The sequence below is a fragment of the Streptococcus sp. KHUD_012 genome, from assembly GCF_052588255.1.
The window spans coordinates 12887-37118 of record NZ_CP159355.1 but is presented as its reverse complement, the minus strand read 5'-3'; the positions used below and the strand labels follow the sequence as shown (position 1 = coordinate 37118).

Genomic DNA, 24232 nt, shown 5'->3' with positions numbered 1-24232 from the left:
GTGATGCAAATCACACAATTGTAGTTAAAACCGGATAGGTGGTGAAAGTCATTTTACCAAGCTATCCTAGTATGGAAAAAGGAGCTAAAAACTTTGGCAGGACATGACGTTCAATACGGGAAACATCGGACCCGTCGTAGTTTTTCAAGAATCAAAGAGGTTCTTGATTTACCAAACTTGATTGAAATCCAGACAGACTCATTCAAAGATTTCTTGGATCATGGCTTGAAGGAAGTATTTGAAGATGTGCTTCCCATCTCAAACTTCACGGATACAATGGAATTGGAATTTGTGGGTTATGAAATCCGCGAACCTAAGTATTCGCTTGAAGAAGCGCGCATCCACGATGCCAGCTACTCAGCACCAATCTTTGTGACCTTCCGTTTGGTCAACAAAGAAACAGGTGAAATCAAGACCCAAGAAGTTTTCTTTGGTGATTTCCCAATCATGACTGAAATGGGAACCTTTATCATCAATGGTGGAGAACGGATTATCGTATCTCAGTTGGTCCGCTCACCAGGTGTCTACTTCAATGATAAGGTGGACAAGAATGGTAAGGTTGGTTATGGATCAACTGTTATCCCTAACCGTGGGGCTTGGTTAGAGCTTGAAACCGACTCAAAAGACATTGCTTACACACGTATCGACCGCACACGTAAGATTCCATTTACAACTCTTGTGCGTGCTCTTGGATTCTCTGGAGATGATGAAATCATCGATATCTTTGGGGATAGCGAATTGGTTCGTAATACCATTGAAAAAGATATCCACAAAAATCCAATGGATTCACGGACAGATGAAGCCCTCAAAGAAATCTACGAGCGTCTTCGTCCGGGTGAACCAAAAACAGCGGAAAGCTCACGCAGCTTGTTGGTAGCTCGTTTCTTTGATCCACGTCGTTATGACTTGGCTCCTGTCGGTCGCTACAAGATCAACAAGAAACTCAATATCAAGAACCGCTTGTTGAACCAAACAATCGCAGAACCATTGGTAGATGCTGAAACAGGGGAAATCCTTGTAGAAGCTGGTACTGTCATGACGCGCGATGTGATCGACAGCATCTCTGAACAATTGGATAACGGTTTGAACAAAATCACCTACATTCCAAATGATGCTGCTGTTTTGACAGAACCAGTAGAATTGCAAAAATTCAAAGTTGTCGCTCCAACAGATCCAGACCGCGTTGTCACCATCATCGGAAATGCCAACCCATCTGACAAAGTACGGATTGTAACTCCAGCAGATATCTTGGCAGAGATGAGCTATTTCTTGAACCTTGCAGAAGGTCTTGGCCGCGTGGATGATATCGACCACCTTGGAAACCGTCGGATTCGTGCCGTTGGTGAATTGCTTGCCAACCAAGTGCGTCTTGGACTTTCACGGATGGAACGAAACGTTCGCGAACGGATGTCTGTACAAGATAACGATGTCTTGACACCACAACAAATTATTAACATTCGTCCCGTAACTGCAGCAATTAAAGAATTCTTTGGTTCTTCACAGTTGTCACAGTTCATGGACCAACACAACCCACTTTCTGAGTTGTCTCACAAACGTCGTTTGTCTGCCTTAGGGCCTGGTGGTTTGACACGTGACCGTGCCGGATATGAAGTGCGTGACGTGCACTATACCCACTATGGTCGGATGTGTCCAATCGAAACACCTGAAGGACCAAACATCGGTTTGATCAACAACTTGTCATCTTATGGACACTTGAACAAGTATGGTTTCATCCAAACGCCATACCGTAAGGTAGACCGTGAAAAAGGTGTAGTGACCAACGAAATCGTTTGGTTGACAGCCGATGAAGAAGATGAGTACATCGTCGCTCAGGCCAATTCTAAGTTGAACGAAAAGGGTGGCTTTGCTGAGCCAATCGTTATGGGACGTCACCGTGGTAACAACCAAGAGTTCCCATCTGATCAAGTCGACTACATGGACGTATCTCCAAAACAAGTAGTTGCTGTTGCGACAGCATGTATTCCTTTCTTGGAAAACGATGACTCCAACCGTGCCCTCATGGGTGCCAACATGCAACGTCAGGCTGTTCCATTGATTGATCCAAAAGCCCCTTATGTGGGTACTGGTATGGAATACCAAGCAGCCCATGACTCAGGAGCTGCAGTCATTGCTCAACATGATGGTAAAGTTACCTATGCAGATGCGGATAAGGTGGAAGTCCGTCGGGAAGATGGTTCTTTGGACGTCTACCATGTTCAAAAATTCCGTCGTTCAAACTCCGGTACAGCTTACAACCAACGTACTCTGGTTAAAGTTGGTGAAACCGTTGAAAAAGGCGACTTTATCGCTGATGGTCCATCGATGGAAAAAGGGGAAATGGCCCTTGGTCAAAACCCAATCGTCGCTTACATGACTTGGGAAGGGTATAACTTCGAGGATGCTGTTATCATGAGCGAACGCTTGGTGAAAGAAGATGTCTACACATCTGTTCACTTGGAAGAATTCGAATCAGAAACACGCGATACCAAGTTAGGCCCTGAAGAAATTACCCGTGAAATTCCAAACGTCGGGGAAGATGCTCTTCGTGACTTGGATGAAACAGGTATTATCCGTATTGGTGCTGAGGTTAAAGAAGGCGATATCCTTGTCGGTAAGGTAACACCGAAAGGTGAAAAAGACCTTTCTGCCGAAGAACGTCTCCTTCACGCTATCTTTGGGGATAAATCTCGTGAAGTGCGTGATACATCACTCCGTGTACCTCACGGTGGAGATGGAGTCGTTCGCGATGTTAAGATCTTTACCCGTGCAAACGGTGATGAATTACAATCTGGTGTCAACATGTTGGTTCGTGTTTACATTGCACAAAAACGTAAGATCCGCGTCGGAGATAAGATGGCCGGTCGTCACGGAAACAAAGGGGTTGTGTCTCGTATTGTTCCAGTTGAAGATATGCCTTACCTTCCAGACGGTACACCGGTTGATATCATGTTGAACCCTCTTGGGGTGCCATCACGTATGAATATCGGTCAGGTTATGGAACTTCACCTTGGTATGGCAGCTCGTAACTTGGGTATTCACATCGCGACACCAGTCTTTGATGGAGCAAGCTCAGAAGACCTCTGGGATACTGTGAAAGAAGCTGGTATGGATAGCGATGCTAAGACGATTCTTTACGATGGACGTACAGGTGAGCCGTTTGACAACCGTGTCTCTGTCGGTGTCATGTACATGATCAAGCTTCACCACATGGTTGATGATAAACTCCATGCCCGTTCAGTCGGACCATACTCAATGGTTACCCAACAACCACTCGGAGGGAAAGCTCAGTTTGGTGGACAACGTTTCGGGGAAATGGAAGTGTGGGCCCTTGAGGCTTATGGTGCGTCAAATGTCCTTCAAGAAATCTTGACTTACAAGTCAGACGATGTCAACGGACGTCTGAAGGCCTATGAAGCGATTACCAAAGGTAAACCAATTCCAAAACCAGGTGTACCAGAATCCTTCCGCGTTCTTGTCAAAGAATTGCAATCACTTGGTCTTGACATGCGTGTCTTGGACGAAGATGATCAAGAAGTGGAACTTCGTGACCTTGATGAAGGAGAAGACGATGATGTGATTCATGTGGATGACCTTGAAAAAGCACGTGAAAAAGCAGCAAAGGAAGCAAAAGCAGCCTTTGATGCCGAAGAATCAGAAAAATAATCAGTAAAAATGATTGTCCTGTGAGCAACCAATGCTTCTAGCAGGATGATTCGATAACAAGATACAGACACAAGGAGGTGGCAAGAAAGTTTCCTTTCTTCCCCCACCTAAGCTGTATCCAAATGAAACAAGTATGAAAACAAGGAAAGGTAAGAAATAGTGGTTGATGTAAATCGTTTTAAAAGTATGCAAATCACCCTAGCTTCTCCAAGCAAGGTCCGTTCATGGTCTTATGGAGAGGTCAAGAAACCTGAAACAATCAACTACCGTACATTGAAGCCAGAACGTGAAGGTCTCTTTGATGAAGTCATCTTTGGACCTACAAAAGACTGGGAATGTGCGTGTGGGAAATACAAACGAATCCGTTACAAAGGGATTGTTTGTGACCGCTGTGGGGTTGAAGTAACACGTGCGAAAGTTCGTCGTGAACGCATGGGGCACATCGAGTTGAAAGCACCTGTATCACACATCTGGTACTTCAAAGGAATCCCTTCTCGTATGGGATTGACCTTGGATATGAGCCCTCGTGCCCTTGAAGAAGTCATCTACTTCGCAGCTTATGTGGTGATCGATCCAAAAGATACTCCACTTGAGCACAAATCCATCATGACAGAACGTGAATACCGTGAACGCTTGCGTGAATACGGACCAGGTTCCTTTGTAGCTAAGATGGGTGCAGAAGCCATCCAAGACCTCTTGAAACAAGTGGATCTGGAAGCTGAAATTGCTCTCTTGAAAGAAGAATTGAAGACTGCAACTGGTCAAAAACGTGTGAAGGCTGTGCGTCGTTTGGATGTCTTGGACGCCTTCTACAAATCTGGCAACAAGCCAGAATGGATGGTTCTCAACATCCTTCCGGTTATTCCACCAGATCTTCGTCCGATGGTCCAATTGGATGGTGGCCGTTTTGCTGCCTCTGACTTGAACGACCTTTACCGCCGTGTGATTAACCGGAACAACCGTTTGGCACGTTTGCTTGAGTTGAATGCCCCTGGTATCATCGTGCAAAACGAAAAACGGATGCTCCAAGAAGCCGTTGATGCTTTGATCGATAACGGTCGTCGTGGTCGTCCAATCACAGGACCAGGTAGCCGTCCATTAAAATCATTGAGTCACATGCTCAAAGGGAAACAAGGACGCTTCCGTCAAAACTTGCTCGGTAAACGGGTTGACTTCTCAGGACGTTCTGTTATCGCCGTTGGTCCAACTCTTAAGATGTACCAATGTGGTGTGCCACGTGAAATGGCGATCGAGCTCTTCAAACCATTCGTGATGCGTGAAATCGTTGCGCGTGATATCGTGCAAAACGTTAAAGCTGCAAAACGCTTGGTCGAACGTGGAGATGAACGCATCTGGGATATCCTAGAAGAAGTGATCAAAGAACACCCAGTTCTCTTGAACCGCGCACCGACCCTTCACCGTTTGGGGATCCAAGCTTTTGAACCTGTCTTGATTGACGGGAAAGCTCTTCGCTTGCACCCACTTGTCTGTGAAGCCTATAATGCCGACTTTGACGGGGACCAAATGGCCATCCACGTACCGCTTTCAGAAGAAGCTCAAGCAGAAGCTCGTATCTTGATGTTGGCTGCTGAGCACATCTTGAATCCAAAAGACGGTAAACCAGTTGTTACCCCATCTCAGGATATGGTATTGGGGAACTATTACCTCACTATGGAAGAAGCTGGTCGTGAAGGCGAAGGCATGGTCTTCAAAGACCGTGATGAAGCGGTCATGGCCCTTCGCAATGGCTATGTTCACTTGCATACACGTGTCGGAATTGCGACAGATAGCTTGAACAAACCATGGACAGAAGCGCAACAACACAAGATTCTCTTGACAACTGTTGGTAAGATCCTCTTTAACGATATCATGCCTGCAGAGCTTCCATACCTTCAAGAGCCAAATAATGCCAACTTGACAGAAGGCGTTCCAGCTAAGTACTTCTTGGAGCCTGGTCAAGATGTCAAAGCAGCGATTGAGAAATTGGAATTAAACGTTCCATTCAAGAAGAAAAATCTTGGAAATATCATCGCAGAAATCTTCAAACGCTTCCGTACAACTGAAACGTCTGCTTTCTTGGACCGCTTGAAAGACTTGGGTTACCATCACTCAACCCTTGCTGGTTTGACAGTGGGGATTGCCGATATTCCGGTCGTTGAAGATAAGGCAGAAATCATTGAAGAATCTCACAAACGTGTGGAACAAATCACTAAACAATTCCGTCGTGGTTTGATCACAGATGACGAACGCTACAATGCCGTTACAGCTGAATGGCGTGCAGCCCGTGAAAAATTGGAAAAACGCTTGGTGGATAACCAAGATCCGAAGAACCCAATCGTTATGATGATGGACTCTGGAGCCCGTGGTAACATTTCAAACTTCTCGCAACTTGCCGGTATGCGTGGTTTGATGGCCGCTCCAAACGGACGGATCATGGAATTGCCAATCCTGTCAAACTTCCGCGAAGGTTTGTCAGTACTCGAAATGTTCTTCTCAACTCACGGTGCCCGTAAAGGGATGACCGATACGGCCTTGAAGACAGCCGACTCAGGTTACTTGACTCGTCGTTTGGTTGACGTGGCCCAAGACGTCATTATCCGTGAAGATGACTGTGGAACAGACCGTGGACTTGTGATCCGTGCCATTACTGATGGTAAGGAAATGATCGAGCCACTCGAAGAACGCTTGACTGGTCGTTATACCAAGAAATCTGTTAAACATCCTGAAACAGGTGAAGTCATCGTTGGTCCAGATACCTTGATTTCAGAAGACCTAGCACGTGAAATTGTCAAAGCTGGTGTTGAAGAAGTCACTATCCGCTCTGTCTTTACATGTAACACCCGCCATGGTGTCTGCCGTCACTGTTATGGTATCAACTTGGCGACTGGTGATGCGGTTGAAGTGGGTGAAGCAGTCGGAACTATCGCTGCCCAATCTATCGGGGAACCTGGTACACAGTTGACCATGCGTACCTTCCACACGGGTGGGGTTGCCTCAAATACCGATATCACTCAGGGTCTTCCTCGTGTCCAAGAAATCTTTGAAGCCCGCAATCCAAAAGGGGAAGCGGTCATCACTGAGGTCAAAGGGGAAGTCACAGCGATCGAAGAAGATGCTTCTACACGCACCAAGAAAGTCTTTGTTAGCGGAGCAACTGGTGAGGGCGAATACGTTGTCCCTTACACTGCCCGCATGAAAGTCGAAGTGGGAGATCAAGTCTCTCGTGGTGATGCTCTGACAGAAGGGTCTATCCAACCAAAACGTCTCCTTGCCGTTCGTGATGTCTTGTCTGTTGAAACTTACCTTCTTGCGGAAGTACAAAAAGTATACCGTAGCCAAGGGGTAGAAATCGGCGACAAACACATCGAGGTAATGGTGCGTCAAATGATCCGTAAAGTACGTGTCATGGATCCAGGAGATACAGACCTTCTCATGGGTACTCTGATGGACATTACAGACTTTACAGATGCTAATAAGGATGTCCTTATTTCTGGTGGAGTTCCTGCGACTGCTCGTCCAGTCCTTATGGGAATTACCAAAGCCTCACTTGAAACCAACAGTTTCTTGTCTGCGGCTTCCTTCCAGGAAACAACTCGTGTTCTTACAGACGCAGCGATCCGTGGTAAGAAAGACCATCTCCTTGGACTTAAGGAAAATGTTATCATTGGTAAGATTATTCCTGCAGGTACAGGTATGGCTCGTTACCGCAACTTGGAACCACAAGCGATTAATGAAGTTGAAATTATCGAAGAAGTGCCATTAACAGATGGAACAGTCGATGAAGTTCAAACAGCTGAAGTCATAGAAGAATAAGAAAATAAGTCGGAACTACAAGTTCCGGCTTTTTTTGAAAAAATTATAAAAATTTATTATTTGAAAAATAATTGTATAATTATTGAATTATTTTTTTACCAAAAATATTAGCCCGGTAAAAGTCGTGTTGTAAATACTTACAATTAGTGATTATATGGATATGTATTCTAAACACCAAAATAATAAAATGACTAACTATTAGTAATTTCTTTATAAAACCCAAAATCGGTTTGACATTTAAAGTCATTGGCGGTAGAATGAAAAAAGATGTACACAAATTAAAAAAATGTTGAATTACATGCATGTCAACGGGAGAAGTTTATGGGAAAATTGAAAATTATGGTTGTGTTTGGAACCCGACCGGAGGCCATCAAAATGGCCCCTTTGGTATTGGAGTTGCAAAAACAAAAGGAGGTTATTGAGACCATCACAGTGGTCACTGCCCAGCACCGTCAAATGCTGGACCAGGTCTTAGAAACCTTTAACATCGTACCTGATTACGATTTGGATATTATGGGAAAAAGCCAGACCTTATTGGACATTACCTCTAAAATTCTGAATCAATTAGATCCAGTTATCAAAAAAGAAAAGCCGGATATGGTGCTCGTCCATGGAGATACGACAACCACCTTTGCGGCGAGTCTGGTTGCCTTTTACAATCAAGTCCGCATTGGTCACGTCGAAGCTGGTTTGAGAACCTTTGATAAATATTCACCGTATCCAGAAGAGATGAACCGTCAAATGACGGATGATTTAGCGGATCTGTATTTTGCGCCGACAGGCGAAAGTAAGGCCAATCTCTTAAAAGAAAATCATCCGGAATCCTCTATTGTAGTGACGGGAAATACTGCCATTGATGCGTTGAAACTCACGGTTCAAGAGGACTATCACCACGAAGTGTTAGATCAATTGGATCCAGATAAAAAAGTCATCCTGGTCACCATGCATCGAAGAGAAAATCAAGGCCAACCCATGCGAGCGGTCTTTGGAGCTCTGAGAGAAATGGTGGATCAAGAACCGACTATTGAAGTGGTTTACCCAGTGCATCTTAGTCCAGCGGTCCAAGAGGCGGCAAACGATCTATTAGGAGAACATGATCGGATCCACCTCATTGAGCCTCTAGATGTGCTGGATTTCCACAATTTAGCTTCTAGAAGTTACTTTATCATGTCGGATTCAGGTGGGGTGCAAGAGGAGGCGCCATCATTAGGAAAACCGGTATTGGTATTGCGCGATACAACGGAACGCCCAGAAGGGGTCAAAGCAGGGACCTTGAAATTAGTTGGAACGGATCCTACCGTCGTCAAATCCACGATGACAGAGCTCTTAAGCAACGAAAGCCTGTATCTTCAAATGGCAAATGCCCGAAATCCTTATGGGGATGGAAAAGCTTCTGAGCGAATCGTACAAGCCATTAAACATTACTTTGGCCAGGGAGAGGCTGCCGAAGAATTTCATGAGGGAGAGAAAGAATAAATGAAAAAAACGGAAAAGTTAAGTAGATGGTTGCTGATTTTGATTGTTTTCGAAGTACTTCTTTTACTTTACTGCTTGTTTTTTGCAAGAGAGATTCTGATTGAAGAAGGATTGTTCTTTGTTTTAGGATTATTTTCTGCTATTGTCTTATCGGATTTATTGTTGACATGGACCATCCTGTTGTCATTTGCCCTTGGGATTGTCTTTTTGGTGGCGGGTGTTGTCTATATCCCATTTCATCAAGCCTTGCTTCTGCTCTTTAGTTTTCCGATCTTGATTGGAATATTGACCCGAATTCGCTATCACCTCTTTAAAGAGATTGCAAAAGTGAAGGATCAAGAGCCAGAAGCTTACGCAGATTACCGCAACCGCATCGCTTCTTATGGCGGACAAACCAATGATACAATTCAGGCCTTACTCATTCACTGGTCGCACGAGGAATTGTTCTTCCAATTGCAACCGAGAGAGTACAATCGGACCTTGAACCAAATCAACTATTTGTTAACGCATCATCTGAAGCCAAATGAAAGCTTGTATTATGTATCAGACGGTAATTTCTTGATCTTATCTTCTGATAGCGAGCGGGATCTGAAGAGCGATTATATGACGGTCTTAAAACCACAGTTGGAAGGACTGGTTTTCCAAGGAGAAGATGGGGTTCAGGGCATCCAATTTCAGTCAGGATTTCTTGTAGTGGATCAATCCAATCGAACCAAATACCATCGCTATAAAGAAATGATTCGTTACTTAAAACGTCAACTTGAAACAGATATTATTGTGGAATATTAGGAGGAAAACATGTCTCTTACAAATATATTTTTTAATATAGCTGTAGGCATCAGTGTATTTTTTGCCTTGTGCTTTATTGTATTATTTGTAGCTTATACGGTGATTTACCACCGTGTCAATAAAAATTTTAAGGCGGTGGACCATGATTAGTCAGATTGTGATGATTATTGCCTTGATTTCGATTTGGTTGTCCTTAGCCTGGGGCTTAGTAATCCTCTTTTCAGCCGTTCATTTTTGGTTTAAACACAGTGATTTTCGTGTTAATACGGATCCGCTTCCTTATTATCCAAAAGTGACGATCGTCGTGCCCGCCCATAATGAGGATGTGGTCATTGCACAAACAGCTAAAGCGATCCTTGATATGAACTACCCACATGATCGTGTTGAATTACTGCTCTTTGCGGATAATTGTTCTGATCGAACCTATGAAGAGTGTTTGGCGGTTAAAGCATTGCCAGAGTATGCAGGACGTGATTTGACCATTATCAATCGAAGCGGGACAGGTGGGAAAGCCGGTGTACTAAATGACGCTTTGGCGATGGCGACTGGAGACTATATCTGCGTCTATGATGCAGATGCCATGCCTGAAAAAAATGCCCTTTATTTCCTTGTGAAGGAAGTCCTCAAAGATCCAGAACGTCATGTGGCTTCTTTCGGCCGCAATAAAACGCGGAATGCCAATCAAAACTTCTTGACCCGCTGTATCAACCAAGAGATTGTTGTCACCCAACGGGTTCATCATGTGGGCATGTGGCATCTCTTTAAGATTGGACGGATTCCAGGAACTAACTTCATTATTCAAACCGAATTTGTCAAGAGTATTGGAGGATGGAAAAACGGTGCCTTGACGGAGGATACGGATATTTCCTTCAAGATTATGCAAAGTGGGAAGTTGATTGCGCTAGCCTATAATTCAGAAGCCTTTCAACAAGAGCCAGAAACTCTGAAGAGTTACTATATGCAACGGAAACGTTGGGCCAAAGGGAATTATGAAGTGGTTCTTTCCAACTTCAAGCATTTATTTGGTAAGGGAAATTGGCGCGTGAAGTTAGAAGTGACCAACTATTCCTGTGTCTTCTTCTGGTTTAACGCAGCCATCGTCTTATCGGACTTGATCTTTTTTGCCAATATTCTGGCCATGTGTATCCATACAGTGGTGCCAGGTGTGCAAATTCCATTTGCCTTTGATTCAGAAAATATCTATATTGCGCAATTGATGTTGTTCAATTGGGTCTTGATGATTGGACTTTATCTGCTTCAGATTAATGTGGCTCTTGCCTCACAATTTGGTCAAGCCACTACCAAGCAAATTTGGTTGGCCTTGGCTGCCTATTTCACCTATTCTCAACTGTTTATCATTGTGTCGATTGATGCCATCTCTTCGATTGTGATGGATAAACTATTGCACCGGAAAGAAACCAAATGGGTTAAAACAAAACGATTCGCAGGATAGGAGAGATTATGAATACGAAAAAGATGAGATATGTATGGTTTCTAGTCATCCTTTGCATTTTCTGTTTGACCTTGTTTTTAGCGAGAACGCGAAGCAAAGTGGAGATGCGAAATCGAATTTATCGTCAGTGGAATGAGCATTTTGTTGTTTCAAAAGGGAAAGAATCCTATGTTCGAACCACCAATGATAGCAATCAAACGGTAGTGTTATCTGAGGCGCAAAGTTATGGAATGCTCATTACTGTTGCGGCTGCTGAAAAAGGACAAGCCCAACAAGCAGACTTTGATCGACTCTATCACTATTATCTAAATCATCGCTTGGAAGGTACCCAATTGATGTCTTGGAAACAAACCATCAGCAATGGAAAAGCAAAGGATGAGGATCATAACGCCACAGATGGAGACCTCTACATCGCCTATGCTCTTCTAAAAGCCGCTCAGCAATGGCCAAAGCAAGCCAAAGACTACCAGGCTCAAGCCAAAGCGATTTTAGAAGATATTCTCGCACACAACTACAATGAAGAAACTGGTGTGTTAACGGTGGGGAATTGGGCCAATCAGGATTCGGAATTTTATCATTTGATGCGGACATCTGATACACTGCCAGCGCAATTCCAGATCTTTTATGAAGTGACAAAAGATTCGAAGTGGTTGGACATCAAAGAAAAGATGTTGCAACAACTCCAAACGATCAGCTCCCAAACAAAAACAGGTTTACTACCTGATTTCATCTGGGTAGATGAGCAAGGAACGCGCGTAGCGGATCCCAAGACGATTGAATCCAAGTATGATGGTGCCTACTCGTATAACGCTTGTCGACTTCCATACAACCTTGTTCAAAGTAAGGACGCAACCAGTCAAAAATTGGTGAAAAAGATGCTTAACTTTTTCAAGAGTCAAAGAAACCTGTATGCAGGTTATGACTTAAAAGGGAAGGCCTTGAATAATCATCAGGCAGCAAGCTTTTTGGCACCGATTGTCTATGCCTCTGAACATGAAAAAGGCTATTTGAAGTTGGTGCAACAGAACAAGTATATCTTTACACAAGATCTACCTCTGAACAACTATTACGATGCAACCATGACAACCATGATTGCACTTGAATTGTTCTAAATACTTGAGAAGAGAGAGTTCCCAGGATGGCTCGTCATTTTGTTGGGACTCTCTTTTTTGATTCTCGAAAAAAGGACCCAATAGCAATTAGGCAGTCTATTTTCGAAAAATAATGGTGAAAATTGCCTGGAAACTACCTGAAAAATCATGCTCTGAGCAGAAAACTTTTATTCTCAAAGGATTTTCTATATAATAGAGGATACAAAGGATGGAAGAGTTTATGTATCGAGTGATTGAAATGTACGGGGACTGTGAACCCTGGTGGTTTTTAGAAGGTTGGGAAGAAGATATCGTGAGTAGTCGGAAGTTTGAAGACTATTACCAGGCTTTGAAATACTACAAGCAGAAATGGTTGGAGTTAAATGAGCATTTTCCAAGTTATAAGAGTCGGAGTGACCTCATGACGATCTTTTGGGATACCAAGGAGAAAGAGTGGTGTGAGGACTGCAGTGAAGATGTGCAGTTTTTCCATTCGATTGTCCTCTTAGAAGACGAGCACAAGATCCCTAAAAGCAAGCTCCGCCCAGGCTACGAAAAGGAAAGAGGCAGTCGCAAACACCGTTCTTGTCAATATACACTCGATTCAAAAAAGGGGACAACCCTGTCATAAGAGACATTCGGAAGATTTTCTAGAGCGATCTAGAAAGTCTTCTTTTTTTGTCTTCTTTTTCGAATAGTATAAGTGAGAGGAGGAACTATGGTTCAAGAAATTGCAAAAAAACTGATCCGTATGGGGAAAAAGGAAGAAGCTCAGGATCTTTACTTCATTCCTCGGAAGGAGGAGTACCAAGTTTCTATGAGGGTGGGAGACGAGAGGCGCTTTGTGCAGTCCTTCCCTTTTGAGGAGATGACAGCTATGATTAGCCACTTTAAGTTCGTAGCAGGGATGAATGTGGGAGAAAAAAGGCGCAGCCAGCTAGGATCGTGTGATTACCCTTTGGAGAATGGAGTGGTCTCGATTCGCTTGTCGACGGTGGGGGATTATCGTGGTTATGAAAGCTTGGTCATTCGGCTCTTGCATGATGAGGAACGTGAATTGCGGTTTTGGTTTGATCAGTTGCCGGACTTGAAGAAGAAATTGGCTGGTCGTGGCCTCTATCTCTTTGCAGGTCCTGTTGGTTCGGGAAAGACCACTCTCATGCATGCTTTAGCGCAAGAGCGCTTTGCGGACCAGCAAGTCATGTCTATTGAAGACCCTGTCGAGATCAAGCAGGATAATATGCTTCAGCTTCAGCTGAATGACCAGATTGGCATGACCTATGACAACCTGATCAAACTCTCCTTACGCCATCGGCCGGACCTTCTCATCATTGGAGAGATCCGAGATAAGGAAACAGCTCGTGCAGTCGTACGAGCTAGTTTAACAGGAGTCACCGTCTTCTCTACGATTCATGCCAAGAGCGTTCGAGGTGTTTATGAGAGGCTCTTAGAACTTGGAGTGAGTGAGGAAGAGCTCAAGATTGTTTTACAAGGTATTTGCTACCAACGATTAATTGCAGGAGGAGGTGTGGTCGATTTTGCGACGGAAAACTACCAAGAGCACTCAGCCAGCCGCTGGAACCAACAAATGGATCTCTTGGCTCAATCGGGATATATCCAGCTGGCTCAGGCCCAAGCCGAAAAAATTATCTACCGCTAAACAAAAGCAAATTATTGAATTGTTTTTGAATCTTTATTCGAGTGGTTTTCATCTGTCTGAGATCGTCGATTTTCTGGATCGCTCCCACCTAGTGGAGAGTCGTTTGGTTTCCCAGATGCGAGATGATCTCTCGCGGGGCCGGAGTTTTTCAGAGATGATGGCGGGGATCGGTTTTTCAGATGCAGTGACGACACAGCTGTCTCTCGCTGAGCGCCATGGCAATCTTATATTGAGCTTGGAGAAAATCAGTGCTTACCTAGAAAACATGCGCAAGGTCAAGAAAAAGCTGATTGAGGTGAGCACTTATCCTCTTATCTTGCTTGGCTTTTTAGTTCTGATTATGCTAGGCTTGCGCAATTACTTGCTTCCTCAAATGGATGCTCAAAATATTGGGACGCAATTGATCAGTTCCTTCCCCCAACTCTTTTTGGTCTTAGGAGCGGGACTGGTGACCTTCTTCTTACTCGGCTTTCTCTATTATCGAAAGTCAGGCAAGATCAACGTTTTTAGAACCTTGTCTCATCTGCCTTTCGGAAAAGGCATAATTCAAGCTTATTTGACAGCCTATTATGCCAGAGAATGGGGCAATCTGATTGGGCAAGGATTGGAATTGTCTCAGATTTTTTCCATGATGCAGGAGCAAAAATCCCAGCTTTTTCAAGAAATTGGGAGGGACTTAGCTCTTTCTTTAGATCGTGGCCAGTCCTTTTCAGAAACGGTCAGGGGGTATCCTTTTTTCAAAAAAGAATTGCCCCTTATGATTGAATATGGTGAAGTCAAATCAAAGCTCGGAAGTGAGTTAGAGATCTACGCTGAAAAAACATGGGAAGATTTCTTTCGTCAGGTTCACAAGGCCATGAATGTGATACAACCCTTGGTGTTTGTCTTTGTGGCTCTTGTGATTGTGTTACTCTATGCAGCCATGTTGCTGCCGATTTATCAAAATATGGAGGTTCATTTATGAAAAAATTAAAAACCTATCAGGTTAAAGCCTTTACACTTATTGAAAATAGCGTAACTAAATTTATTAAATCTTCCAGCGAATAACTATCTTGTTAGATGTGACTTGCACCTTGTCAATTAACTCTCTGACAATAACTTTCTGGTTATCGTAGGACATATCAAACACGCTACTAGCATCTAATAGCTTTTCTATCTTTTTTCTTTGGCCTGCTTGCTTATCAGTCGAGGCTTTTTTTATTTCCTCTTCCAGGGCGGTTCTTTGCTTGATAAAATCTGAAGACTTGCTTCTTAATTCGTCCAGCGTGATCCTATCGTCCAAGTATAGGTCGTTTAGCTTACTTAGTTTGAGTGTTAGGCTATCTATCTGCTTTTGGATTGCCTGCCTGTCGACTGCCGGGCTTGTATCGTCCGAAAATAATTCTTGTATCTTCTCTGGGTCGTTTTGTAACTGAGAAATGCGAGTTAGAACATAATGCTCTAACAATTCCATATCATAGTATCCGGAATCGCACTTTTTGTTGTCATTGTAGACCGTGACACCTTTTGTCTTTCTAGGGTGTCTTTGGTAGCACTCGTATCTTTTAAATCGTGTGCCGTCCTTTCGCTTTTGACCTAAAATGACTTTAAGGGGCGCGTGGCAGTATCCACATTGAGCCAGTCCGGATAGCATATATTTAGCCTGGAATGGTCGAGGGTTTGATAATTCTTTAGCTGTTTGCTGTCTCTTTGCCAGCTCTCTTTGTGTTTGCTCAAAATCATCTAGCGATATTATGGCCTTGTGTGTGCCTTGGAATGTTTGGCCCTTGTATTGATTCAAACCACAATATACAGGATTGGCTAGTATTCCTCTGATTGTGCGATAACTCCAAGCTGGTTGTTTGGGATATTCTTCGTTTATCTTGTCTCTCAATTTAGTTATTGACATACCGGCCAGGTATGAAGTAAATATTTCCTTTACTGCCAGGGCTTCGTACTCGTTAACAGTCATTGATCCTGTTTCTTTGTTATAATCATATCCGTAGGACGTTTTGGCCCACATCATAGACTTGCCGGCTTTGGCACGGCCTAGCTTGCCTAGTTGCATTCTCTCTTTTATCTGCTCGCGCTCTAGTTGAGCAAATACGGATAATAAACCTATAACGGCCCGCCCGAAAGGTGTAGACGTGTCAAAGTTTTCGAGCAGGCTGACAAACTCGATATTATTTTTTAAAAATATATCCTCGATCAAATAGAGCGTGTCTTTTTGGCTACGGCTCAAACGATCCAGCTTGTATACTAGTACCGTATCAAATAGCTTGCTTTGGGCATCTTTTATCAGTTGTTCCAGGGCTGGCCTTTCAGTCGTAGACCCAGAAAAACCCCCGTCAGTATAAACCTTGTATATATGCCAGTCCTTAATATCGCAGTAGCTTTCCAGCTTTGCCTTTTGTTCTTCGATTGAGTAGCCCTCTTCTAGTTGGGAAGTGGTAGACACGCGCACATATAGAGCGACTTTATTGATCTTATCCATTGTTTCTATACTCCTTTTTTGCTAAAATAGAGTATAGAAAGACACCTTTCAAAATATTCATTTTGAAGCCTTTCCTTATCTTGACTGCCTCACGCTCAGACTCGCCAAAGTTTGAGAGCGTGGGGCTTTTTTTATTTATCTAAAATCATTTTACCGTCTTTCTCCTGCGCAATAACTTTTGCATTAGCATCTAAAACGATAAGGTTTGGAGCTTTAAAGTTTGGATCATACTGTCTAAGCTCATTCTCTCCAGACTGTTTTATTTTAAGCATACCGTCAACCATAGGTTGAGCCTGTTTGATCTGTTCATCGGTTAAGGTGTCTGAAATAGTGATTGCTATATCTTTCTCGGTTGAATTAACAGACGCTTTAGGATCAACTCCATGTACCCATGCTTTGAAATTTTTTACAAAAACTTCATAAGCAGAACGTCCTTGTAAAACATCACTAGAAGAGGTTGAAGAAGTCGATACTTCATTTGATGATGAGACTTGTTCCGTACTTTGTTCTTGACTTTGATCTGTGTCTGCTTCTTGCTGACTGCATCCAGCAATAAATAGAGTGAGTACTACGACTGCTGCAAATGTTATCTTTTTCATATTTCCCTCCCGGCTACCCAACTAGCCTATAAAATTCATCAATGACCATTAGTTCATCTGTCACTGATTTAAGTTTGTGTTTCTCCATAAAGTTTAAATAGTTAAAATCTTCCTTGTCTACTCTTTCCAGCTCCTCTCTCAGTAGCGCGTGAATCATGGCCCGGTTGGCTTCATTTTCGCACTTTATCGGGTTGATAGTATAATTGGCCTCGGTATGGTCTAGGTGGCCTAATTCGTGCAATATGACCCTTTTCTGGGCTTCTCTAGTTAGTGATTTGTTAACGAAGATAATCTTCAAGTCGGATATTATCATTCCTGGTCGTGGCCATAGGTCGTTGTCAAAGTAGGCAAGGGTGACTCCCTCGCTGTCGCATATTTCTTCTATCGTCATAATCTGCCTTTTAGATACCCCTCGATAATATTCTGTATAGCCACGATATCGCTTTCTGTTAGTGGCTTACCGTCGAAAGTCTTTGCACTTTCGGCTAGCTTGCGCAGGTCTGTTTCTGAATAGCCCGTTTCAGCGGTTGATTCCCGTTCCCGTGGCACGTCATATCCCATGAGCCAGGCTTCTGACACATTAAATGTTAAAGCAAGCAAGGCCAGCCGTCTTTGGTCTGGTGCTTGTACACCATTTACATATTGTGAGATTGCACTTTTGCCAAGTTTGACACCTAATTTTTCTTGATATGGTTTTGAATTATTGAAGATGTCTACTTGTTTCCAGTTCTTTTCTTCCATTAGCTGTCGTATTCTATCCGCTGTTTCGTACTTTCTCATTTTGATCAACTCCTTATTTCTACTATAGTATATCACAATATTTGAAAAATAAAAATAAAAAAGTTCAAGAATTATGAAAAAAACTGTTGACAAAGTTCACGGTGCATGGTATACTTAAACCATAAACAAAGTTCACGGAACGTGAACAAAGAAAGGAGCTACAATATGAGCAATGACTACTCAAAGTTGCTAGGCGCGATCACAGAGAAGATGGGAACGCAACTGGCCTTTGCCCAGGCTATGGGGGTATCGGAGCGCAGTATCTCGCTTAAATTGAATAACAAGGTATCTTGGAAAGATAGCGAAATTTCAAAAGCGGTTGAAGTGCTTGGCCTTGATCCGAAAGATATCCCAGCTTATTTTTTTAAACACAAAGTTCACGAAGCGTGAACTTTGTAAGTAAATAGAAAGAGGAAAAGGTGAAGATAAATGAAGTGAAAAACAACGCATTCTATCAACTACCGCAATGGTTATTTGATCCAGAATACAAAGACATGAGCCTAAGAGCTAAGGTTGTATATGCGCTAATCTTTGATAGACGTTCCTTGTCACTAGAAAATAACTGGTACGACAAAAACGGCGACGTGTATATGTACTTCACGAACCAGCAGATGATGGAAAAACTGAACTGCTCAGAAAAAACTATTATTTCTTCTAAGAAAGAATTGGAGAAATATGGCTTGATAAAAGAAGTTAGACAGGGGGTAAACAGGCCAAACCGCTTGTATATCAACGGAACTGTAAAAATTACAGGTCAAGAACTGGAAAATTTACAGTACGGAACTGTAAAAATTACAGGTCAAGAACTGGAAAATTTACAGCCAATCAATACTAATAATATCAAGACTAATATAACCAATATTAATGATGATGATGATAGGCCTCAAAAATTAGAAAATATTCAATCTGGAACTATCGCTCAGACACTCAGAAGTAGAGGTTTTAAATTAGATCAAATTCAATTTCAACAGTTATTCGATTATATCGCTTTAGATGGAATGAAGATTGAGCTTGTCCAGCTTGCTATCAGCAAGTCAGCAGACAACGAAGCTAGAAATTTTAGATATCTAAAGAGTATCTTGGATAACTGGAAAAAGAACGGTGTAACAACGGTTGAAGAAGCAGAAAAGGCAGATGAGAAATATAAATCATCTAAAAAGCCTAAAACATACAACGGCCAGAAAGATTTCAAGTCCGGCAAGTATGCACTTCTCGGAACTGACATAAGCGTTCACGAAATAGATCCGGAATTAGGATTCTAGGGGGTGACAGCATGGATTTACCGTTTGTCTACCATATCAACGAGCAAGAGACTTGCTCAATACATTCGTGCTTTAAGTGGTCGTTAAACGATGATGTACCACTACAAGGCGAACGGAGCAGAACCTTTTGCCCGGAGTGCCAAAGGGAGAAAATGGCGCGTGAGAAAGAACAGAAGATCGGTCAAGCTCAAACAGCCACTATCTTGCGCAAGACTTACGATGTTTTTGATAAAAACAGCATCATACCGCCAGAAATGAAAGACGCAACCTTTAAGACTTTCACGGTATCAAATGAGATAGACGAGAAAGCTAAGAACTACGCTTTACGGCTGGTACATCATTATTTACATGACGGACGAGGGAACGCTTTGATAATGGGTGAAGCTGGACGAGGTAAAACACACCTCGCACTAGCAATCGCGGAGAAGCTAAACGCAGACTTCAAAGCAAATAAAATTCCTAAAAGCATCTTGTTTGTCAATGTACCCACTCTATTTCAGAAAATACAAGGCGGGTTTGATAAGAAAGGGTCTATGTCAACTAATGACTGGCTGGATCTACTGACTAAGGTTGACTTCCTTATCCTTGACGATTTAGGCAAGGGCGACCACGGGCAGTGGAAGCAAGACTTTCTCTATACGCTTTTGGATCATCGCGATAAAACGATCATTACGACCAACATGGGAGGTAAGGCAATGAAAGAAGCGTATGACGACGGTCTAAGAAGTCGCATAACCAAAGGTGGACGGGACCTTTACTTTAAATACCCGGACAACGCAGAAGATAGGAGGAAATTGCCGTTTTGATTGACAAAATGATTGAGGGCTTCGAAGCTACTTGCTACGAGCTTTCAGATGAAATTAAAGCTAAGTTACTAGCTAGTGATCCAGATAGCGCAAGAGGTAAGATCATGGACCTGTACGCTTGTAGATTAGCCGGCAGAGCATAAAAAAAGGCATCTTGGAAAAGGCAATTCCAAGAAGCCGAGAGATAAAACTTTCTAAGGAAATTATAACACGATGAAAACTAAAAATCAATGGCGACCGCGCATAATCAATATTATGGCAGACGGTAGCCAGGTAGACAACCTAACAGGGTACACTATACCAAAAGATAGCGGATATTACAACGCGATCAGACGAATTAATAAGGAGATATGAAATGTATAACGATATTTTGGCCTGTATGACAATTGCAGGAACATTTTTTGCAGCAGGCTTCGCAGGGGCGGTTTGGGATTTTAAACGCGCACAACGTAAAAAGGCTAGACTGGCCAAACAGGAAGCGATCATGCAACAGTACGAGGAAGATCTACAAGAGAAATTTAACGAGGGCTATCAAGCATTTCAAGCAGATCTAGCTTATGCTCGGAAACACTCACGCTCAGATAACGACTGGAGCGCAGTAGATGTTTTGTAGCAAAAAAATTAAAGCGTTAAAACAAGAGATACGTTTTCAAAAAATCGACCTAGAAGGCAAAAATAATATACTTCGAGTAACTTTGAACGATAACAGAAGATTGCGGAAGGAACTGAACCAAAAAAACCAACTTTTGAAAAAGTATCAAGAAGTTTTAATGAAGTATCAAGAGGAGGGTAAGCTATGAACGAACGCTTACAACTAATACTAGCCTGTATCAGAGTAGGACGGGCGAATGTACTGACCACACGCGACATTGCCAAAATGACAAACTTGTCAGTGCGAAAGGTGCGAGGGGGAATCGCAGAGCTACGACTTAATTACTCAGTGCCTATCGTTGCCAGTCGTTCACTTCCTCGCGGGTATTATTTCGCGGAGAATGATGATGAGTACACAGCGTGGGTGCTACAGTACAAGAAGCAAATCAAGACTGAGCAGAAACTACTGGACAGCTTGAAATCTACGAGTTGGGATCACTATAAGAAAATCAAAAAGGAGATAAAAAATGGCGACACTTTACGAACTGACAGGACAATTTCTTGACATCTACAATATGGACCTGGACGACGAAACGAAACAGGACACGCTGGACAGCATCGACTGGAACGAGGACTACGAGAACAAAGTCGAGGGCTATATCAAAGTCATTAAAAATCTTGATGCAGATATCGAAGCCCGAAAAAACGAAATGGACCGCTTGAAGAAGTTGAACGATGCGGACAAAGCCAAGAAAGAGCGCATGAAAGCCACGCTTGAGGAAAGCATGGAACTCACAGGACACGACCGAGTAGATACGGCCCTGTTTAAGGTATCGTTCAGACGATCTAAGGCCGTTGAGGTTGACATGGTCTTACTGCCAGACGAGTACAAGAAAGTTGAATACAAGGCCGATAAGACGGCTTTAAAACGACTTTTGACAAATGGGCAAGAAATTGCTGGAGCTACGCTGGTAGAAAACAAGAATTTGAGTATTAGGTAAGGAAAGATGAAGAAATCAGAAACAATAACAGAGTTGAGCAAGGCTTTTGCAAAGACTCAAAAAGAGATGAAACAGCCTTTAAAAGATGCAAACAACCCATTTTTTAAGAGCAAGTATGTACCGCTTGAGAATGTGGTAGAAGCTATCACGGAATCAGCAAGTAAGAACGGGCTATCGTTCACTCAGTACCCGTCCAGCGATGAAGCCGGGAACGTGACAGTAGGAACGCTGGTGATGCATGAATCGGGCGAATGGATTGAATACGATCCGATCAAGATGAAACCAGTCAAGAATGATCCTCAATCAATCGGGTCAGCGATCACATACGCGAAACGGTACGCACTATCTGCAATCTTTGGGATCACAAGCGACCAGGACGACGACGGCAACGAAGCAACGCAATCGAAGAAACAACCAGCGAAGAAAGCTAATGATCCAGTTATCTCAGTAGAGGAAGCCAACCGCTATTTGAAAGAGATAGCTACTATCGCAGAAGCGAAAGGGAAAGAAGATGGCTCAATCGCTAAATGGTTCTTACAACACTTAAATGTGGCAAACTACAAGCAGATTAAACAATCGCAAGTAGAACAAGCAGAAATGCTATTAGGTAAATTGAAAGGATAAGCAATGTTAAATTCAGTATGTTTAGTTGGAAGGCTTACCAAAGACGCAGAGCTTAGATACACGCCAAACAACCAAGCAGTAGCAACTTTCACACTCGCAGTCAATCGCCCTTTTAAAAGCCAAAATGGCGAGCGTGAAGCAGATTTCATCAATTGTGTGATCTGGCGACAGCAAGCAGAAAATCTCGCAAACTGGGCCAAGAAAGGGGCTTTGATTGGGATTACCGGTCGCATTCAAACACGAAACTATGAAAACCAGCAAGGCCAGCGGGTATATGTGACTGAGGTTGTAGCGGATAGCTTCCAGCTTTTAGAAAGTCGGAAAGACCGTGAAGCCGGGCCGTCGCAAGGATACGGCCAGCCGGATTTCTCACGGCAGGCAACAGCTAATACGAGCCCTATGGATATCTCAGATGATGATTTGCCATTTTGAGGTGAACAATGAAACAAATGACAGTTTGGGCATTGTTTGACAGCGGTAATGGTAGCTATACAAAAGGCGTGAAAGCTCTGAATGGTTCGGGGGGGGCAAACATTGACATCTATCCAATCGGAATAGACATAGAAAACAAGAACGATCATTTTATAAATTTGAACCTTGCTGACTATGGGCGCTTGTTTGGAGACAACGCACTTTTTGACAAACTAGACAAGTTGCCAAAACCTGATTTGATAATAGCTAGCCCACCATGTGAAAGCTGGAGTAATGCTAGTGCTATGTGCGAGGGTAACGCTTGCTGGAAACAAGAAGACTTATCAGATAGCCTCTTTGCTCCACAAAGGGAGCCTAGCATGTTTACGATTAGGACCGCCTCTGACTACGAGAAAGCCTATATAAATTATCAGTATGACCGTCAATTTATGAAAAGGGTAAACGGAGAGCTTTGCGCTTTCAATACCATTGAGATTATCAAGCGGTATAACCCTAAATATTTCATCATAGAGAACCCAGCAAGTGGGCGCTTGTGGAAATATATTGAGGATGTCATGGATTTCAAACTCCCACATCTCAATCTCGCACGCTACAACAATTATGACTACCCTTTGCAGAAACCTACAAAGTTTGCTAGTAATATTGATTTGGGTCTAAAAAATGACATCATCAAGCAAGATGTAGAGTGGAAACATTTTTCCAAGTCCTATAATGAGCGGTCAAATATACCACAAAACTTGGTCATAGAGATTTTTACCAAGGTCTACAATAAATTTTTACAGGAGAAATAACATGAAACAACAAAAAGAATTTTACGCAATCGCAATCGATAAAAACAACCAATTTTTGGCTGAGTATAAAAATAATGACAGAACATTAACATTTACAGCTAAAACAACAGATGATATTCGCTTTGCATTGATTTTTGAAAAAGGTGATGAGAAAACCGACAAATCTATGGAAAATCTAGCTAAGGCAGTAGGTGGTCGCATTGTTAAAGTCAAAGCAGAATACGAGATCACTGAGGAAGATGGCTCTGAGTTAAAAGAGCTGGAAGTAAACGATGAAGAAGATGAAATAAAAGCTTTTTTGAGTCATTTATTAAAACGTGGCTTGGAGTAACGAATGAAAGAATTGACGTTATCACTTGACGCTTCCACTAGTGCGACAGGCTGGGCTGTTTATGACGGCCCAGACCTGTTAGAAAGTGGGGTCGTTAACCCTAAAGGTACATTTTTAGAACGGGCTTTACAAATGGCGAATAAGCTGAAAGCCATTCAGTCGCGGTTGATTTTAAAGTATAACAAACCCTTTAAAGAGATTGTGATCGAGCAGAACAATGTCGGAGGTGGCAACCAGCAGACGATGGTTAAAATCGGAATTGCAACGGGCATTATCATTTCCAGGCTCATTGCGGACCGTGTCTACTTCGTCAATGTTAGAACTTGGAGAAAGCACTTTGCGATTAAAGGCAAAGGCCGGCAGGTTTTGAAACAGCAAGCAATTGACATCGTGGCAGATAAATTTAATAAAGATGTTAAGGACGATGAAGCAGACGCGATCTTGATCGGGCTATATTTTGAAGAAATGTACAGCTTTAGGGACGGCCTGGAAAATCATCGTTTAGGTATTTGATATGGAAAAGGAAAACTTACTACGATCCAAACGGATCTATGAAAAACGGCTTAGTGAGGAGCTACAGCTTAAAACAATCAGCAA

At 42.8% G+C, this 24232-nt stretch carries 25 protein-coding genes; 21 read left to right on the top strand and 4 right to left on the bottom strand.

All coding sequences use genetic code 11. The annotated features are described in order from the left end of the window. Nucleotides 1-93: 93 nt before the first annotated feature. The 10 genes from rpoB (at nt 94) to comGB (ending at nt 14909) form a co-directional block, all read left to right on the top strand. Nucleotides 94-3663: a DNA-directed RNA polymerase subunit beta gene (gene rpoB, locus ABVF55_RS00235; RefSeq protein ID WP_414352893.1), complete on the top strand. Its 3570-nt coding sequence runs from the start codon at nt 94-96 to the stop codon at nt 3661-3663. Between the two features lie 159 nt (nt 3664-3822). Then, nucleotides 3823-7476: a DNA-directed RNA polymerase subunit beta' gene (gene rpoC, locus ABVF55_RS00230; RefSeq protein ID WP_320909537.1), complete on the top strand. Its 3654-nt coding sequence runs from the start codon at nt 3823-3825 to the stop codon at nt 7474-7476. A 321-nt stretch (nt 7477-7797) separates the two neighbouring features. Beyond that, nucleotides 7798-8952, top strand: a complete 1155-nt coding sequence (gene wecB / locus ABVF55_RS00225; RefSeq protein ID WP_320909536.1) for a non-hydrolyzing UDP-N-acetylglucosamine 2-epimerase — start codon at nt 7798-7800, stop codon at nt 8950-8952. Further along, on the top strand, nt 8953-9741 hold the full coding sequence (locus ABVF55_RS00220; RefSeq protein ID WP_023919656.1) for a hypothetical protein: 789 nt from the start codon (nt 8953-8955) through the stop codon (nt 9739-9741). Between the two features lie 9 nt (nt 9742-9750). Continuing rightward, nucleotides 9751-9891 carry a hypothetical protein gene (locus ABVF55_RS00215; RefSeq protein WP_003009749.1) on the top strand — a complete coding sequence of 47 codons (141 nt, stop codon included), beginning with the start codon at nt 9751-9753 and terminating at the stop codon, nt 9889-9891. Beyond that, entirely contained in the window at nt 9884-11194 is a 1311-nt protein-coding gene (locus tag ABVF55_RS00210) for a glycosyltransferase family 2 protein (RefSeq protein WP_049472878.1), read from the top strand. The genes ABVF55_RS00215 and ABVF55_RS00210 overlap by 8 nt, the downstream gene beginning before the upstream one ends. A gap of 8 nt (nt 11195-11202) precedes the next feature. After that, nucleotides 11203-12306 (top strand): glycosyl hydrolase family 8, encoded by a 1104-nt coding sequence (locus ABVF55_RS00205; protein ID WP_049475202.1) that lies wholly within the window; start codon nt 11203-11205, stop codon nt 12304-12306. A 220-nt stretch (nt 12307-12526) separates the two neighbouring features. After that, a complete protein-coding gene (locus ABVF55_RS00200) occupies nt 12527-12916 on the top strand; it encodes a DUF1033 family protein (protein WP_037608454.1) in 390 nt (129 codons plus the stop codon). An 87-nt stretch (nt 12917-13003) separates the two neighbouring features. Next, entirely contained in the window at nt 13004-13945 is a 942-nt protein-coding gene (comGA, locus tag ABVF55_RS00195; RefSeq protein ID WP_320909535.1) for a competence type IV pilus ATPase ComGA, read from the top strand. After that, on the top strand, nt 13878-14909 hold the full coding sequence (gene comGB, locus ABVF55_RS00190; RefSeq protein ID WP_445285653.1) for a competence type IV pilus assembly protein ComGB: 1032 nt from the start codon (nt 13878-13880) through the stop codon (nt 14907-14909). The genes comGA and comGB overlap by 68 nt, the downstream gene beginning before the upstream one ends. Before the next feature lie 63 nt (nt 14910-14972). Here the strand turns inward: comGB and ABVF55_RS00185 are convergent, their stop codons facing one another. The 4 genes from ABVF55_RS00185 to ABVF55_RS00170 form a co-directional block, all read right to left on the bottom strand. Continuing rightward, nucleotides 14973-16418 carry a recombinase family protein gene (locus ABVF55_RS00185; protein WP_445285358.1) on the bottom strand — a complete coding sequence of 482 codons (1446 nt, stop codon included), beginning with the start codon at nt 16416-16418 and terminating at the stop codon, nt 14973-14975. Between the two features lie 131 nt (nt 16419-16549). Further along, complete coding sequence (locus tag ABVF55_RS00180) at nt 16550-17017, bottom strand: hypothetical protein (protein WP_445285357.1); 468 nt, start codon at nt 17015-17017, stop codon at nt 16550-16552. Between the two features lie 13 nt (nt 17018-17030). Continuing rightward, on the bottom strand, nt 17031-17408 hold the full coding sequence (locus ABVF55_RS00175) for an ImmA/IrrE family metallo-endopeptidase (RefSeq protein WP_445285356.1): 378 nt from the start codon (nt 17406-17408) through the stop codon (nt 17031-17033). Then, nucleotides 17405-17797 carry a helix-turn-helix domain-containing protein gene (locus ABVF55_RS00170; protein ID WP_445285355.1) on the bottom strand — a complete coding sequence of 131 codons (393 nt, stop codon included), beginning with the start codon at nt 17795-17797 and terminating at the stop codon, nt 17405-17407. Before ABVF55_RS00170 ends, ABVF55_RS00175 begins: the two co-directional genes overlap by 4 nt. Nucleotides 17798-17962: 165 nt before the next feature. Between ABVF55_RS00170 and ABVF55_RS00165 the strand changes: the two genes are divergently transcribed. The 11 genes from ABVF55_RS00165 to ABVF55_RS00115 all read left to right on the top strand — a co-directional run bounded on the left by ABVF55_RS00165 (nt 17963) and on the right by ABVF55_RS00115 (nt 24148). Beyond that, nucleotides 17963-18187, top strand: coding sequence for a DUF739 family protein (locus tag ABVF55_RS00165; RefSeq protein ID WP_445285354.1), 225 nt, complete (start codon nt 17963-17965; stop codon nt 18185-18187). Nucleotides 18188-18216: 29 nt separating this feature from the next. Beyond that, nucleotides 18217-19059, top strand: a complete 843-nt coding sequence (locus tag ABVF55_RS00160; RefSeq protein ID WP_445285353.1) for a replication initiator protein A — start codon at nt 18217-18219, stop codon at nt 19057-19059. An 11-nt stretch (nt 19060-19070) separates the two neighbouring features. Beyond that, complete coding sequence (locus ABVF55_RS00155) at nt 19071-19865, top strand: ATP-binding protein (protein ID WP_445285352.1); 795 nt, start codon at nt 19071-19073, stop codon at nt 19863-19865. Nucleotides 19866-20078: 213 nt separating this feature from the next. Then, nucleotides 20079-20219: a BOW99_gp33 family protein gene (locus tag ABVF55_RS00150; protein WP_445285351.1), complete on the top strand. Its 141-nt coding sequence runs from the start codon at nt 20079-20081 to the stop codon at nt 20217-20219. Between the two features lies 1 nt (nt 20220). Further along, complete coding sequence (locus tag ABVF55_RS00145; RefSeq protein ID WP_445285350.1) at nt 20221-20478, top strand: hypothetical protein; 258 nt, start codon at nt 20221-20223, stop codon at nt 20476-20478. 505 nt (nt 20479-20983) lie between these two features. Further along, a complete protein-coding gene (locus tag ABVF55_RS00140) occupies nt 20984-21457 on the top strand; it encodes a siphovirus Gp157 family protein (RefSeq protein ID WP_302828463.1) in 474 nt (157 codons plus the stop codon). A gap of 6 nt (nt 21458-21463) precedes the next feature. After that, nucleotides 21464-22081 (top strand): ERF family protein, encoded by a 618-nt coding sequence (locus ABVF55_RS00135; RefSeq protein ID WP_445285349.1) that lies wholly within the window; start codon nt 21464-21466, stop codon nt 22079-22081. 3 nt (nt 22082-22084) lie between these two features. Continuing rightward, nucleotides 22085-22513 carry a single-stranded DNA-binding protein gene (gene ssb, locus ABVF55_RS00130; protein ID WP_445285348.1) on the top strand — a complete coding sequence of 143 codons (429 nt, stop codon included), beginning with the start codon at nt 22085-22087 and terminating at the stop codon, nt 22511-22513. Between the two features lie 17 nt (nt 22514-22530). Next, entirely contained in the window at nt 22531-23304 is a 774-nt protein-coding gene (locus ABVF55_RS00125) for a DNA methyltransferase (RefSeq protein WP_445285652.1), read from the top strand. A gap of 1 nt (nt 23305) precedes the next feature. Beyond that, nucleotides 23306-23635 (top strand): hypothetical protein, encoded by a 330-nt coding sequence (locus ABVF55_RS00120; protein WP_445285347.1) that lies wholly within the window; start codon nt 23306-23308, stop codon nt 23633-23635. Between the two features lie 3 nt (nt 23636-23638). Continuing rightward, nucleotides 23639-24148 (top strand): hypothetical protein, encoded by a 510-nt coding sequence (locus tag ABVF55_RS00115; protein ID WP_445285346.1) that lies wholly within the window; start codon nt 23639-23641, stop codon nt 24146-24148. Nucleotides 24149-24232: the final 84 nt, after the last annotated feature.